The sequence below is a fragment of the Motilibacter rhizosphaerae genome, from assembly GCF_004216915.1.
Classification (GTDB): domain Bacteria; phylum Actinomycetota; class Actinomycetes; order Motilibacterales; family Motilibacteraceae; genus Motilibacter; species Motilibacter rhizosphaerae.
Window position 1 is genome coordinate 1 of sequence record NZ_SGXD01000002.1, and the last position, 14,168, is coordinate 14,168.

Annotated in this window: 11 protein-coding genes; 1 reads left to right on the forward strand and 10 read right to left on the reverse strand. The window is 75.1% G+C overall.

Going from position 1 to position 14,168, the window contains the following annotated elements:
• Nucleotides 1–469: 469 nt before the first annotated feature.
• Genes tyrS through argC form a run of 9 tightly spaced genes read right to left on the reverse strand, consistent with a single transcriptional unit; the run spans nt 470 to nt 9,568 of the window.
• The gene (tyrS, locus tag EV189_RS05450) at nt 470–1,738 is read right to left on the reverse strand and encodes a tyrosine--tRNA ligase (RefSeq protein WP_130491968.1); all 1,269 of its coding nucleotides are present in this window, start codon (nt 1,736–1,738) and stop codon (nt 470–472) included.
• On the reverse strand, nt 1,735–2,376 hold the full coding sequence (locus EV189_RS05455; protein WP_130491969.1) for a DNA-3-methyladenine glycosylase: 642 nt from the start codon (nt 2,374–2,376) through the stop codon (nt 1,735–1,737). Before EV189_RS05455 ends, tyrS begins: the two co-directional genes overlap by 4 nt.
• On the reverse strand, nt 2,361–3,803 hold the full coding sequence (gene argH, locus EV189_RS05460) for an argininosuccinate lyase (protein ID WP_130491970.1): 1,443 nt from the start codon (nt 3,801–3,803) through the stop codon (nt 2,361–2,363). Before argH ends, EV189_RS05455 begins: the two co-directional genes overlap by 16 nt.
• Nucleotides 3,804–3,849: 46 nt before the next feature.
• Entirely contained in the window at nt 3,850–4,377 is a 528-nt protein-coding gene (locus EV189_RS05465) for an arginine repressor (RefSeq protein WP_231116101.1), read from the reverse strand.
• Nucleotides 4,374–5,297 carry an ornithine carbamoyltransferase gene (argF, locus tag EV189_RS05470; protein ID WP_130491971.1) on the reverse strand — a complete coding sequence of 308 codons (924 nt, stop codon included), beginning with the start codon at nt 5,295–5,297 and terminating at the stop codon, nt 4,374–4,376. The genes EV189_RS05465 and argF overlap by 4 nt, the downstream gene beginning before the upstream one ends.
• Nucleotides 5,297–6,514 (reverse strand): acetylornithine transaminase, encoded by a 1,218-nt coding sequence (locus tag EV189_RS05475; protein ID WP_130491972.1) that lies wholly within the window; start codon nt 6,512–6,514, stop codon nt 5,297–5,299. Before EV189_RS05475 ends, argF begins: the two co-directional genes overlap by 1 nt.
• The gene (gene argB, locus EV189_RS05480; protein ID WP_130491973.1) at nt 6,511–7,389 is read right to left on the reverse strand and encodes an acetylglutamate kinase; all 879 of its coding nucleotides are present in this window, start codon (nt 7,387–7,389) and stop codon (nt 6,511–6,513) included. The genes EV189_RS05475 and argB overlap by 4 nt, the downstream gene beginning before the upstream one ends.
• On the reverse strand, nt 7,386–8,537 hold the full coding sequence (gene argJ / locus EV189_RS05485; RefSeq protein WP_130491974.1) for a bifunctional glutamate N-acetyltransferase/amino-acid acetyltransferase ArgJ: 1,152 nt from the start codon (nt 8,535–8,537) through the stop codon (nt 7,386–7,388). The genes argB and argJ overlap by 4 nt, the downstream gene beginning before the upstream one ends.
• Nucleotides 8,534–9,568, reverse strand: a complete 1,035-nt coding sequence (gene argC / locus EV189_RS05490; protein ID WP_130491975.1) for an N-acetyl-gamma-glutamyl-phosphate reductase — start codon at nt 9,566–9,568, stop codon at nt 8,534–8,536. The genes argJ and argC overlap by 4 nt, the downstream gene beginning before the upstream one ends.
• A 105-nt stretch (nt 9,569–9,673) precedes the next feature.
• Between argC and EV189_RS05495 the strand changes: the two genes are divergently transcribed.
• A complete protein-coding gene (locus EV189_RS05495) occupies nt 9,674–11,662 on the forward strand; it encodes a putative bifunctional diguanylate cyclase/phosphodiesterase (RefSeq protein WP_130491976.1) in 1,989 nt (662 codons plus the stop codon).
• Here the strand turns inward: EV189_RS05495 and pheT are convergent, their stop codons facing one another.
• Nucleotides 11,663–14,167: a phenylalanine--tRNA ligase subunit beta gene (gene pheT / locus EV189_RS05500; RefSeq protein WP_130491977.1), complete on the reverse strand. Its 2,505-nt coding sequence runs from the start codon at nt 14,165–14,167 to the stop codon at nt 11,663–11,665. It lies immediately after the preceding gene.
• Nucleotide 14,168: the final 1 nt, after the last annotated feature.

Below are 14,168 nucleotides of genomic sequence, written 5' to 3' on the forward strand. Positions count from 1 at the left end.
CTCCAACAAAGCATCTAGAAAACTAGACACCCGATATCGAGCAAACCCTCAAACACCCCCGAAGGGGCGCTCAAAGAAACCCACCACCCACACCACACGGTGCGGGCGACGAGGACAAAACAAATGGCATCTTCCTCGAATAGCACGCTGTTGAGTTCTCAAGAAACGAGCACACACGCTGCCAGCCCTTCCGGGCTTCGTTCGCGGTGATGTCTCTACTTTAGCGGATGTTTCCGCGGGATTCAAATTCCCGCTCGTTCCCGCTCTCGCTGTCCTCGGGCCGTCGGCTCGCGCCGCTCGTCCCTCCCGGACAACTTCTCCACCTTAGCGACCGGCCTCCGCGCCGTCAAGCGCCTCGGTCCTTCCGCCCGTCCCCGCGCCGCAGCGCCCCTCCTTGGCAGGAGGGGGGAGCGTCCCGGGAACGAGGAGCAACGTTACAGCGACGTAGCGGCGAACGCAAAACCGCTGCTCAGAGGACCTCGACGGCCGCGAGCGCCCGCTTGCCGCGGCGGAGCACGACCCAGCGGCCGGCCAGGACGTCCTCCTCCCGGAGCAGCGCGTCGGGGTCGCTGACCTTGGCGTTGTTGACGTACGCCCCTCCACCGGCGATGTCGCGGCGCGCCGCGGAGCGGCTGGCGCACACCCCTGCGTCGGCGAGCAGGTCCGCCACCCGGGGGAACGGCCGGCTCGCCTTCGCCCGCGGCAGCTCCGCGAGCGCGGACTCGAGGGTCGCCCCGTCGAGCGCGGCCAGGTCCCCCTGTCCGAACAGCGCCCGGGAGGCCGCCACCACCCGGGCCGTCGCGTCCGCCCCGTGCACGAGGGTCGTCAGCTCCTCCGCCAGCGCGCGCTGCGCGGGGCGAGCAGCCGGCCGCTCCCGGGTCTCCTCCGCCAGGGCCGCGATCTCCTCCACCGGGCGCAACGAGAAGGCCGGCATCCAGCGCACCACGTCAGCGTCGTCGGCGTTGAGCCAGAACTGGTAGAACGCGTACGGGCTGGTGAGCTCCGGGTCGAGCCACACCGTCCCCGTCTCGGTCTTGCCGAACTTCGTGCCGTCCGCCTTCGTCACCAGCGGCGTCGCGAACGCGTGCACGCCGGTCCCCGTCACCCGCCGGACCAGGTCCACGCCGGCGGTGATGTTGCCCCACTGGTCGCTGCCGCCGAACTGCAGCACGCATCCGTGGCGGCGGTGCAGCTCGAGGAAGTCGTTGGCCTGGAGGACCTGGTAGCTGAACTCGGTGTACGACAACCCGCCTGCAGCGAGGCGCACCGACACCGACTCCCGGTCGAGCATCCGGTTGACCGGGAAGTGCTTGCCGACGTCACGCAGGAAGTCGATCGCCGAGACCGACGCGGTCCAGTCGAGGTTGTTGACCATCGTCGCCGCAGCGGGGCCCTCGAAGGCGAGGAAGCGCGAGACCTGGCTGCGGATGCGCTCCACCCACCCGGCGACGACGTCACGCTCGTTGAGCGAGCGCTCCGCGCTCTTGCCGCTCGGGTCGCCGATCAGGCCGGTCGCCCCGCCCACCAGCGCGAGCGGGCGGTGGCCGGCGTCCTGCAGCCTCCGGGCCGTGAGGATCTGCACGAGGTTGCCGATGTGCAGGCTCGGCGCCGTGGGGTCGAACCCCACGTAGAACGGCACCGACCCGCTGCCCAGCACCGCGGCCAGCGCCTCGCGGTCGGTGGTCAGGGCGAGCAGGCTGCGCGCCTGCAGGTCGTCGAGGATGCTCGTGGCGCTCATGGCGTCGATTCTCCCGTACGTCGCGAGCGCCGCGCGTGCGCCTTGTACGCGCTCACCGTCGGCTCCCCCGCCAGCCAGAAGCGCCACGGCGTCTGCGCTCCCCCGGCGACCCCCACCCGCGGACCGGCGAGGACCTCCCCCGGCGGGCCAGGAGGGGCGAGCAGGCGCAGGGGGCTGTCCGGCGCGTACAGGTCGAGGCCGGTGAGCGAGCCGTCGATCCCCAGCGCGCTGCAGAGCCGGGCGGGACCGCGCGCGAGGTCGCGCGGTGAGCGGCAGGCAGGCCGGCGTACGGCGGCGACCTCCGCCCCCTCGAGGACCTCCCCCGCCCGCAGCAGCACGGCGGCGGCGGTGCCGTCCGGGCCGCACACGACGTTGGCGCACCAGTGCATGCCGTAGGTGAAGTAGACGTAGAGCGCGCCCGCCGGCCCGAACATCACCGCGGTGCGCGGCGTGCGGCCGCGGAACGCGTGCGAGGCGGGGTCGGCCTCCCCTGCGTACGCCTCGACCTCCGTCAGCCGCACGACCACGCGGCCCGGCGGCAGGTCGGACACGAGCAGCGCGCCGAGCAGCGCGGGCGCGACCTCCTCGGCCGGCGCACCGAGCGCCGGCCGGGGGAAGGGCGTCAGGCCGAGGCCCACTGCAGCTGCTCGGCCACGGCGGTGCGCAGGGCGGCGAGCTGCTCGACGACCCGGGCGGGCGCGGTGCCGCCCGTCGTCGAGCGGGCGGCGAGGGCCCCGTCGACGCTGAGCACGGAGCGGACCTCGGGCGTGAGCCGGGTGTCGATCCGCGCCAGGTCCTCGTCCGGCACCTCCCACAGCTCGAGGCCGCGGGCGTCGCACCAGGACACGAACGCCCCGCTGATCTCGTGCGCGTCGCGGAACGCCGTGCCCTGTCGCACGAGCCACTCCGCGACGTCCGTCGCCAGCGCGTGCCCGGTCGGCGTCGAGGCGCGCAACCGCTCCCCGTCCACCGAGAGCGTCGCCACCATGCCGGCCATCGCGGGCAGGACGAGGAGGAGCTGCTCGACCGCGTCGAAGACCGGCTCCTTGTCCTCCTGCATGTCCCGGTCGTAGGCGAGGGGCAGGCCCTTCAGCATCGTCAGCACGGCGGTGAGGTGGCCGACGAAGCGGCCGGCCTTGCCACGGGCGAGCTCGGCGATGTCGGGGTTCTTCTTCTGCGGCATGATCGACGACCCGGTCGAGAAGGCGTCGTCGAGGCGCACCCAGGAGAACTCCGAGGTCGCCCACAGGCACACCTCCTCACCGAGGCGCGAGAGGTGCACGCCCAGCAGCGCGGCGCAGAAGAGGAACTCCGCGACGAAGTCGCGGTCGCTGACGGCGTCGATCGAGTTCGCCACCGGCCCGCTGAAGCCGAGGTCCTTCGCGACCGCGTCGGGGTCGAGCGGCAGCGACGACCCGGCGAGCGCACCTGCCCCGAGCGGCGACCAGTCGGCGCGGACGTCCCAGTCGCGCAGGCGCGAGACGTCGCGGGCGAGCGGGTGCACGTGCGCGAGCAGCTGGTGGGCGAAGAGCACCGGCTGGGCGTGCTGCAGGTGGGTCATGCCGGGAGCGGGGACGTCGATGTCGCGCTCCGCCAGCCCGAGCAGCGCCTCCTCGAGCCCGACCACCGCGGCGGCGACCTGCCTGGCCGCGTCGCGCAGGTAGAGCCGCAGGTCGGTCGCGACCTGGTCGTTGCGCGAGCGCCCCGCGCGCAGCTTGCCGCCCAGCGGGCCGAGCCGCTCGAGCAGCCCGCGCTCCAGGGCGGTGTGGACGTCCTCGTCGGCCTCGGTCGCCGTGAAGGCGCCGGAGCGGACGTCCGCCTCGAGCTGCTCGAGACCGGCGAGCATCCGCTCGAGCTCCTCGTCGCTGAGCAGCGCGGCCCGGTGCAGGACGCGCGCGTGGGCCTTCGAGCCCGCCAGGTCGTACGGCGCCAGCCGCCAGTCGAAGTGCACGCTGACCGACAGCTTCGCGAGCGCCTCCGCGGGGCCGCCGGCGAAGCGCCCGCCCCACAGGCGGGTGGGGCCCGGCGAGGAGTCGACGTCGTCGGAGTCGGCGGCGTTGGGCATGGAGGTCCTTCCGGCGGAGTCGTGCAGGGTGGCGTTGGAGAGCGGGCTACGCGAAGCTGCGCGCGGCGTCCGGACGGCCGTCGCCCGCGAGGGCGAGCAGCCGGTCCGCCACAGCCGCCCCGCCGTCACCGGCGCGCGCGACCACGAGGACCGTGTCGTCGCCGGCGAGCGTACCGAGGACGTCGGGCAGGTCGGCCGCGTCGATCGCGGAGGCGAGCAGGTTCGCGCCGCCCGGGGGCGTGCGGAGCACCGCGAGGTTCGCCGAGGACTCTGCGGCCACGAGCAGGTCGTTGAGCGCGCGGAGCAGGCGCCCGTCGAGCACGCCGCGGTCCGCGGGCGGGCGCGGCGTGCGGTCGCCGCCCTCGCCGGGGACGGCGTAGACGAGCTCGCCGTCGACGGAGCGGACCTTCACGGCGCCGAGCTCGTCGAGGTCGCGCGAGAGCGTCGCCTGCGTGGCGACGATCCCGTCCTCCGCGAGCAGCTTGGCCAGCTCCGGCTGCGAGCGGACGTCGTGCTTCGCGAGCAGCCCGACGATCCGCCGGTGGCGGGCCGCCTTGGTCTGCGGGACGCTCACGACCGCTCCAGCAGCCAGGCGAGCAGCGCCTTCTGCGCGTGCAGGCGGTTCTCCGCCTCGTCCCAGACGACGCTGCGCGGGCCGTCGATCACCTCGGCGGCGATCTCCTTGTCGCGGTAGGCCGGCAGGCAGTGCAGCACGATGCTGCCGGCCGCGGAGAGGTGGAGCAGCTCCGTGGTGACGGCGTAGGGGAGGAACGGCGCGGAGCGCGCGGCGTACTCGTCCTCCTGGCCCATCGAGACCCACGTGTCGGTGGCGAGGACGTCCGCCCCGGCCGCCGCGTGCTCGGCGTCCCGGGTGCAAGCCACCGAACCGCCCGTCACGTGGGCGATCTCGCGGGCCCGGGCGAGGACGTCGTGCCGGGGCTCGTAGCCCTCGGGCGCGGCGACGCGGACGTGCATGCCCGCCGTCGCACCGGCCAGCAGGTAGGAGTGCGCCATGTTGTTGGCCCCGTCGCCGAAGTACGCGAGGGTGAGCCCCTCCAACCGGCCGTGGTGCTCGCGCACGGTCTGCAGGTCGGCGAGCAGCTGGCACGGGTGGAAGTCGTCGGTGAGCGCATTGACGACCGGCACCCGGGAGACCGCTCCCATCTCCTCGAGGCTGCGCTGGGCGAAGGTGCGCCAGACGATGGCCGCGACCTGCCGCTCGAGCACCCGGGTGGTGTCGGCGACGGGCTCGCCGCGCCCGAGCTGGCTGGTCGCGCCGTCGATGACGAGGGGGTACCCACCGAGTTCCGCCACCCCGACCGAGAACGACACGCGGGTACGGGTCGACGGCTTGTCGAAGATGACCGCGACAGCACGGGGTCCTTCGAGCGGGCGCACGGCGAGCCGGTCGGCCTTCATCCGGTCGGCGAGGTCGAGCACCTCGAGCTGCTCGGCCGGGCTCAGGTCGTCGTCGCGCAGGAAGTGCCGGACCATCAGGGGGTCTCCTCGGGTGCGGTGGCGACGTCCAGGGCGGGGCCGAGCGCGGCGACGAACGCGTCCGCCTGCTCGTCGGTGAGGACCAGCGGCGGTGCCAGGCGGATCACCCCCGGCGCGGGCGCGTTGGCCAGGAACCCGCTCGCCTGCAGCGCCGCGACCGTCGCGGCGGCGACGGGCCGGGTGAGCACGACGCCGAGCAGCAGCCCGGCACCGCGCACGTGCGACACCGCTGGGTGGCCGAGAGCGGTGATGCCGGAGGAGATGCGCTCCCCCAGCGACTTCGCCCGCGCGAGGAGGTCCTCGGCCACGAGGGTGTCGAGCACCGCGAGACCTGCCGCGCAGGACACTGGGTTGCCCCCGAAGGTGCTGCCGTGGTCCCCGGGCTGCAGCAGCGCGGCAGCGTCGCCGAGCGCGACGCACGCGCCCAGCGGCAGTCCGCCGCCGAGGCCCTTCGCGAGCGTGACCACGTCGGGGCGGACGCCCAGGGCGAGGTGGGCGAACCACTCACCGGTGCGCCCGATCCCGGTCTGCACCTCGTCGAGGACGAGCAGAGCGCCGGCGGCGGAGGTGATCTCCCGTGCGGCGGCGAGGTAGCCCTCCGGCGGCACGACGACGCCGGCCTCGCCGAGGACGGGCTCGAGGATGACCGCAGCGGTGTCGCCGTCCACGGCGGCGCGCAGCGCCTCCACGTCGCCGAAGGGCACGTGCACGACACCGGGGACCAGCGGCTCGAACGGCCGCTGCTTGCCCGGCTGCCCGGTGAGCGACAGCGCGCCCATCGTGCGGCCGTGGAAGGCGTCCTGCGCGGCCACGACCTTGGTCCGCCCGGTGCGGCGGGCGATCTTGAAGGCCGCCTCGTTGGCCTCGGCACCGGAGTTGCAGAAGAAGACGCGCCCCGGGCCGCCGAGCAGGGCGAGCAGCCGCTCGGCGAGCGTCACCGACGGCTCGTTGGCGAAGAGGTTGGACGTGTGCCCGAGGGTCGCGACCTGGGTCGAGACCGCCTGCACCACCGCGGGGTGCGCGTGGCCCAGCACGTTGGTGGCGATGCCGGCGAGCAGGTCGACGTAGTCGCGCCCGTCCTCGTCGGTGACGACCGCCCCCGACCCGCGGACCAGCGCCAGCCGCGGGGCTGCGTAGCTCCCCAGGATCGCCTCGCGCCAGCGGGAGACGGCGCTCGCGCTCGTCGTGCCCGTGCTGGTCGTCGTGCTCGTCATGGCAGCACCTCCGTGCCGATGCCCTCGTCGGTGAAGATCTCGAGCAGGACCGAGTGCGGCACCCGCCCGTCGAGCACGTGCGCCTTGGCCACGCCACCACGTACGGCGCGCAGGCAGGCGGCCATCTTCGGCACCATCCCGCTGGACAGCCCCGGCAGCAGGCCCTCGAGCACGTCGGCCCGCAGCGAGGAGACGACCTCGTCGGTGTTCGGCCAGTCGGCGTAGAGCCCCTCGACATCGGTGAGCACGACGAGCTTCTCCGCGCCGAGCGCGACCGCCAGGGCCGCCGCCGCCGTGTCGGCGTTGACGTTGTAGATCTCGCCGTCGGCCCCGCGGGCGACGCTCGAGACGACCGGGATGCGCCCGTCGCGCAGCAGCCCCTCGACGACGCCGCCGTCCACCTCGACCACGTCGCCGACGAGCCCGATGTCGACGGCCTCGCCGTCGACCCAGGCCGGGGTGCGCTCTGCGGTGAACAGCCGCGCGTCCTCACCCGACAGCCCCACCGCGTACGCACCGTGGGCGTTGACCAGCCCGACGATCTCGCGCTGCACCTGCCCGACGAGGACCATGCGCACGACGTCCATCGTCTCGGCCGTGGTGACGCGGAGGCCACCGGTGAAGACCGACTCGATGCCCAGCTTGTCGAGCGCGCTGGTCACCTGCGGACCACCGCCGTGCACGACGACCGGCCGGATGCCGGCCAGCCGCAGGAACACCACGTCCTCGGCGAACGCCTGCTTGAGCGCCTCGTCGACCATGGCGTTGCCGCCGAACTTGATGACGACGGTCTTGCCGGCGAAGGACTTGAGCCAGGGCAGGGCGTCGGTGAGCGTGCGGGCCTTCGTGAGGGCCGCCTCGCGGGATCTGCTCATGTGGAGTACGCGCTGTTCTCGATGACGTAGTCGGTGGTGAGGTCGGTGGTCCACGTGGTGACCGCGGCGTCGCCGGCGTGCAGGTCGACGACGAAGCGGACCGCACGGCCCTCCCAGCGGACGAGGTCGCGGGGCTCCCCCGGTCCGCCTGCGCGGCACACCTGGACGCCGTTGATGCTGACGTCGATCTGCGCCGGGTCGAAGACGGCGTCGGTCGTGCCGACGGCGGCGAGCACTCGGCCCCAGTTGGGGTCCTCGCCGAAGATCGCGCACTTCAACAGGTTGCTGCGCGCGATCGCCCGGCCCGCGGTGATCGCGTCGTCCTCGCTGGCGGCGCCGACGACCTCGATCGTGACCTCGTGCTTGGCGCCCTCGGCGTCGCCGATGAGCTGCATGGCGAGGTCGAGGCAGGCCTCCTCGACGGCGGCGTCGAGCTCCGCCTGGCCGGGCGCCTCGCCGGAGGCGCCGGAGGCCAGCAGCACGACCGTGTCGTTGGTCGACATGCAGCCGTCGGAGTCGATGCGGTCGAAGGTGCGCCGCACCGCCCGGCGCAGGGCCGCGTCGAGCGCAGCCTGCTCCGCCACCGCGTCGGTGGTGAGCACGACGAGCATCGTGGCGAGCGCCGGCGCCAGCATCCCGGCGCCCTTCGCCATGCCCCCGACGCTCCAGCCGGCGCGCTCGACGAGCACCTGCTTCGCGTGGGTGTCGGTCGTCATGATCGCCTCGGCCGCGGCCTGGCCGCCCTCCGGCGACAGCGCGGTCACCGCCGCAGCGACGCCGGCGCTGAGCCTGGCCCGGTCCAGCACCTCGCCGATGAGGCCGGTGGAGCAGACGACGACGTCGCCCGCGCTGGTCCCCAGCAGGTCGGCGACGTGCTCGGCGGTGAAGTGCACGGTCGCGAAGCCCTCGGGCCCCGTGAAGCAGTTAGCGCCGCCGGAGTTGAGGACCACGGCGTCGACGCGGCCGTCCGCGGCAGCCTGCTCGCTCCACACGACCGGGTGCGCCTTGCAGCGGTTGCTGGTGAAGACCGCGGCCGCCTCGAAGCGCGGGCCCTCGTTGACGACGAGCGCGACGTCGGGCTTGCCGCTCGGCTTGAGCCCCGCGGTCACGCCCGCCGCCCGGAACCCTTGCGGCCCGGTGACGCTCACGGCGCCACCCCCACGAGCGGCAGGCCTGCGGTCTCGGGCAGGCCGAGCGCGAGGTTGGCGTTCTGCAGCGCCTGGCCTGCCGCGCCCTTGCCGAGGTTGTCGACCGCGACGGTGACGACGGCCCGGCCCGTACGCGGGTCCGCCACCGCCTGCACGTGCGCGGCGTTCGACCCGAGCGTCGCGGCGGTCGTCGGCTGCGCGCCCTCGGGCAGCACGACGACGAACGGCTCCGCGGCGTACGCGTCGAGCAGCGCCGCCCGCAGGTCGGCTCCGGTCACGCCCTCCCGCAGGCGCGCGTTGGACGTCGCGAGGATGCCGCGCGGCATCGGCGCGAGCAGCGGGGTGAAGGAGACGGCCACGGGCACCCCCGCCGCCCCGGAGAGCGACTGCTCCATCTCCGCGGTGTGCCGGTGCACGCCGCCGACGCCGTACGCCGACACCGCGCCCATGACCTCCGAGCCGAGCAGGCTCGTCCTCGCGGCCCGGCCGGCGCCCGAGGTCCCAGACGCCGCGACGACCACCACGTCGGGCTCGAGCAGGCCGGCGGCGAGCAGGGGCGCGGTGCCCAGCGCGACCGAGGTCGGGTAGCAGCCGGGAGAGGCGATCCGCCGCGCGCCCTCGAGCAGCGGGCGCTGCCCGGGCAGCTCGGGCAGGCCGTACGGCCAGCTGCCGGCGTGGGTGCCGCCGTAGAAGTGCTCCCAGCGGGCGGCGTCCTCGAGCCGGAAGTCGGCGCCGAGGTCGACCACGACGGTGTCGACCGGCAGGGCCTCGGCGATGGCGGCCGACTGCCCGTGCGGCAGCGCGAGGAAGACCACCTCGTGCCCGGCGAGCAGCTCGGGCGTCGTGCTCGCGATCTCCAGCGCGCCCAGCGGCGAGGCGGCGAGGTGCGGCTGGCTCGCGCCCAGCAGCTCCCCGGCGCTGCTCGCCCCGGTGACCGTGGCGACCTCGATCTCCGGGTGCGCGGCGAGCAGGCGCAGCAGCTCGCCCCCGGCGTAGCCCGAACCGCCCGCGACGGCTGCCTTCAACGTCATGGCCGTGACCATACCGCATGGCGCATGGCCATGCAGGGATGCCCCGCACGGGTGGTCCTGCGCTGCCCCGCTCGGGCGACAGGGGCGACCGGCCGATGGGGCGGCATGGGTCTCCTGCGCAGCACGCGACGGGCTCGGCGCGACAACCGCGCCGCGCTCCCCTGGCTGCTGCGCTCGACCTGGGCGCTGGTCGCCTCCGCCCTCGTGCTCGCCGGGCTGACCCTCACCGCCGTGCACGCGCTCGACTCCACGGTCCGCCAGCGCGCCGCGACCGGCACCGTGCACGCCGGGCGGCTGGTCAGCGCGCTGTTCGTGCTCCGCCAGCTGCACGTCGACGCGGACGGGCAGGTCGCCGGGCTCGACGACCGCACCCGGGACTCGCTCGACCGCTCGCTGCGCCAGCTCCGGGAGACCGGGCAGCTCGAGGGCCTGGAGGTCTGGCGCCGTGACGGCGGGCTGGTCTGGGCCGACGACGAGCACGACGCCTCCGAGACCCGGCTGCCCGCCGACGAGCTGCACGCGGTGCTGACGCACCCGTACCTGCTCCACCACACACCGGCGGGGGACGGCCGGCTGCGCGACGCGCTCGACGTGCAGCAGGCGTACGACCTCGACGACGACCGCGGGACCGACGTCATCGTCGAGGTGGTCTTCCCGCCCGACGCGTACGACGGGGCGGTGAGCCGCGCGCGCGACGTGCTGTACGCCGGCGCCGGGCTCCTGCTCACCGTGCTCACCGGCGGCCTGCTGCTGCTGCGCCGGCGCGTCGCGCTGCGCAGCCGCCAGGCGGTGCGCGACGCGCTGACCGGGCTCGGCAACCGCACGCTGCTCCAGGAGGAGGCCCCCGGCCTGCTCGAGCGCCCCGCCTCGCTGCTCCTGCTCGACCTCGACGGCTTCAAGGAGGTCAACGACACCCTCGGGCACGCCGCGGGCGACGAGCTGCTCGTCCAGGTCGCGCGCGTCCTCGCCGACGGCTGCGGACCGGACGACCTGCTCGTCCGGCTCGGCGGCGACGAGTTCGCCGTCCTCGTGCCCGGCACGCCAGCGGAGGGCGTCGAGCGCGCCTGGACGCTGTGGCACGCGGTCTGCGCGCCCTGCTCGGTCTCCGGCGTGGCCGTGCGCGTCGGTGCGAGCATCGGCGTCGCGGTCGCCCCGGAGCACGGCAGCAGCCTCGCCGAGCTGCTGCAGCACGCCGACGTCGCGATGTACCAGGCCAAGGACGACGGCAGCGGGGTCCGGACGTACGCCGCGGAGGACGACCCGCACGACGCGCGCCGCCTCTCGCTGCTCGCCGACCTGCCGGCGGCGATCCGCGAGGACCAGCTCGTCCTCGACTACCAGCCGAAGGTCCGGGCCAGCGACGGTGCCGTCGTGAGCCTCGAGGCGCTCGTGCGCTGGCAGCACCCGGAGCGCGGGCTGCTCTCCCCCGCCGCCTTCATCGAGCTCGCCGAGCGCACCGCCCTCATCGCACCGCTGACCGAGTGGGTGCTGCGCACGGCCACCCGGCAGACGGCGTCCTGGCGCGCCGACGGCTTCCTCGGCACGGTCTCGGTCAACGTCTCGGCCCGGGTCCTGCTCGACAGCACGTTCCCGGCCATGGTCGAGTCGGCGCTCGCGGACTCCGGCCTCCCGGCCACCGCGCTCGAGGTCGAGATCACCGAGACCGCCGTCGCGGCCGACCTGGACCGGGCGCGCCGCGTGCTGGGCTGGCTGCGCTCGCTGGGCGTGCGCATCGCCATCGACGACTTCGGCGCGGGCTACACCTGCCTCGCGCACCTGCGCCTGCTCCCCGTCGACCAACTGAAGATCGACAGGTCCTTCATCCAGGCGCTGGAGAGCATCGACACCCAGCCCTCGGACGAGGCCGTGGTCCGCAGCCTGCTGCTGCTCGCCCACGAGCTGGGGCTCGACGTCGTCGCCGAGGGCGTGGAGGACACGGCCACGGGCTCGCGGCTGTTCGAGCTCGGCTGCGACCAGATCCAGGGCTTCGCGTACTACCGTCCGCTCTCGCCCAGCGCCGCGACCGCGGTGCTCAGCGAGGCCCACCCGCGGGGCGCGGGGCAGGACCCGCGGGTGACCAGCGCGTCCTGCTGATCAGCTCCCGCGCAGCCGCGCTCCCGTCCGCGCCGCCGCCCGGGCGACCGCGGCGTCCCGCGCACCGGAGGCCTCCTCGCTCGTGAGCGTGCGGTCCGGCGCGCGCAGCTCCAGCCGGTAGGCCAGCGACCGGGCACCCTCGGGGACGCCAGCGCCGGTGTAGACGTCGAAGAGCCGGATCCGCTCGAGCAGCTCCCCGGCACCCGCGCGCAGGGCGGCTTCGACCTCGGCGGCCGGGACCGCCGCGTCGACGACGAGGGCGACGTCCTGGACGGCGACCGGGAAGGTCGACAGCGCCGGAGCGGGTACGGGCCCCCTCCTCACGCCCGCTGCCACCACCGCGTCGAGGTCGAGCTCGAGCGCGGCCGTGCGCGGAGGGAGGCCCAGCGCGGCGACCACGCGGGGGTGCAGCTCGCCGGCGAAGCCGACGACCGCGCTGGTGCCGTCCTCCCCGGGCAGCAGCACGGCAGCGCAGCGCCCGGGGTGCCAGGGCGACTCCTGCACGCCGCGCACCTCGACCTCTGCCCCCGCGGCGCGGACGACGCGGCGGGCGAGCTCGACGGCGTCGGCCCAGCCGCTCGCCCGGCCCGGGCCCCACCAGCCGGCGGGCTCGCGCTGCCCGGCGAGGACGGCGGCGACGTAGCGCGGCTGGGCCGGGAGCGCGGCGTCGAGGGCGGCGAGCTGGTCGTCGCCCGGCCTGGCGTCGACGGGCAGGGCGGGCGCCGGCGGGAGCCCCTCCTCCGGGGCGAGGAAGACCAGCCCCGTCTCGTACAGCGCGACGTCGGTCTGGCCACGGCCGAGGTTGCGGCGCAGCGCGGCGAGCAGCCCCGGGAGCAGCGTCGTGCGGAGGTAGGGCTCCGCGTCCGAGATGGGGTTCGCGAGGCGGACGAGCCGGTGCCGCGGGTCGCCGGCGCCGATCCCGAGCGCCTCGAGCGCGGGCTCCCCGACGAACGGGTAGCTCGGGGCCTCGACCAGCCCGGCCGCGGCCAGCACCTGGCCGACGCGCCGGCGGGCCCGCTGCTCCTCGGTCCACCCGCGGCCGGCCGGCGGCTGCGGCAGGCGCGAGGGGATGCGCTCGTAGCCGCCGAGCCGCGCGACCTCCTCGACCAGGTCGTAGGGCTGGGTCAGGTCGAGGCGCCAGGACGGGACCGTGACGCGCAGGCCCTCGGCCTCCGCGACCACGGTGCAGCCGACCTGGCGGAGCGCGTCGAGGACCTCGTCGGCGGCGTAGTCGACGCCGACGACGCGCGCGGGGAGGTCGGGGGCGAGGACGAGCTCGACCGGCGCGGGCACGGCGCCGGCGACGGTCGTCGCCGGCTCGGCGGTGGCGCCGCCCAGCTCGACGAGCAGCCGCACCGCCCGCTCGGCCGCCGCGGCCGGCAGCGCGGGGTCCACCCCGCGCTCGAAGCGGCGGGACGCCTCGCTCAGGAGCGCGTGCCGTCGGGCGGCCCGGCTCACGACGGAGGGCGCGAAGTGCGCCGCCTCGAGGACGATCTCGCGGGTCGTGCCGGAGATCTCGGTGCTGGCGCCGCCCATGACCCCGGCGACGCCGATCGGGCCGCTGTCGTCGGTGATGGCGAGGTCGTCGGGGTCCAGCACCCGCTTGGTGCCGTCGAGGGTCTCGATGGTCTCGCCCGCACGCGCCCGGCGCACGACGACCGGGCCCTGCAGCCGCTGCCGGTCGTAGGCGTGCAGCGGCTGGCCGAGCTCGAGCATGACGTAGTTGGTGACGTCGACGGCCAGGCTCACCGAGCGCATGCCGGCGAGCGCGAGCCGGCGCTGGAGCCAGCCGGGGGACGGCACGCCGGGGTCGAGACCGGTGACGGTGCGCGCCACGAAGACCGGGCAGGCCGCGGTGTCCTCGAGCACGACGGGCCACCCCGGCTCGACGGGCTCGGGCACGTCGAGCGCGGCGGGGTCGTGGAACTCCACGGCGTACGCGGTGGCGAGCTCGCGCGCCAGCCCGCGGAGCGACAGCGCGTAGCCACGGTCGGGCGTCGGCTGGACGTCGAGCACCTCGTCGCGCAGACCGAGCAGCTCCACGGCGTCGACGCCGAGCGGGGTCCCCTCGTCGAGCACGAGGATGCCGCCGGCCTCCTCGCCGGCGCCGAGCTCGCGCGCCGAGCAGATCATGCCGTCGCTGACGTGGCCGTAGGTCTTCCGCGCGCTGATGGCGAAGCCGCCGGGGAGCACCGCGCCGGGCAGGGCCACGACCACGACGTCACCGGGCGCGAAGTTGCCCGCGCCGCAGACGATGCCGCGCGGCTCAGCGCCCTCCTCCGCGGAGACGAGCACCTGGCACCAGCGGATGGTCTTGCCGTTCTTCTGGGGCTCCGCCTCGAAGGAGACGACGCGGCCGGTCACGACCGGCCCGCTGACCTCGCCCGCGCGGTGGACCGCGTCGACCTCGAAGCCGGCCCGGACGAGCCGCTCGGCGACGGCGCGGCCGTCCTCGCCGGCAGGCAGCGCGACGTGCTCCCGCAGCCACGACAGGGGGACGCGCACG

Coding starts and splice junctions, on each gene's coding strand:
- tyrS (WP_130491968.1), bottom strand. CDS start 1,738: ATGAGCGCCACGAGCATCCTCGACGACCTGCAGGCGCGCAGCCTGCTC.
- argH (WP_130491970.1), bottom strand. CDS start 3,803: ATGCCCAACGCCGCCGACTCCGACGACGTCGACTCCTCGCCGGGCCCC.
- argF (WP_130491971.1), bottom strand. CDS start 5,297: ATGGTCCGGCACTTCCTGCGCGACGACGACCTGAGCCCGGCCGAGCAG.
- EV189_RS05475 (WP_130491972.1), bottom strand. CDS start 6,514: ATGACGAGCACGACGACCAGCACGGGCACGACGAGCGCGAGCGCCGTC.
- argB (WP_130491973.1), bottom strand. CDS start 7,389: ATGAGCAGATCCCGCGAGGCGGCCCTCACGAAGGCCCGCACGCTCACC.
- argC (WP_130491975.1), bottom strand. CDS start 9,568: ATGACGTTGAAGGCAGCCGTCGCGGGCGGTTCGGGCTACGCCGGGGGC.
- EV189_RS05495 (WP_130491976.1), top strand. CDS start 9,674: ATGGGTCTCCTGCGCAGCACGCGACGGGCTCGGCGCGACAACCGCGCC.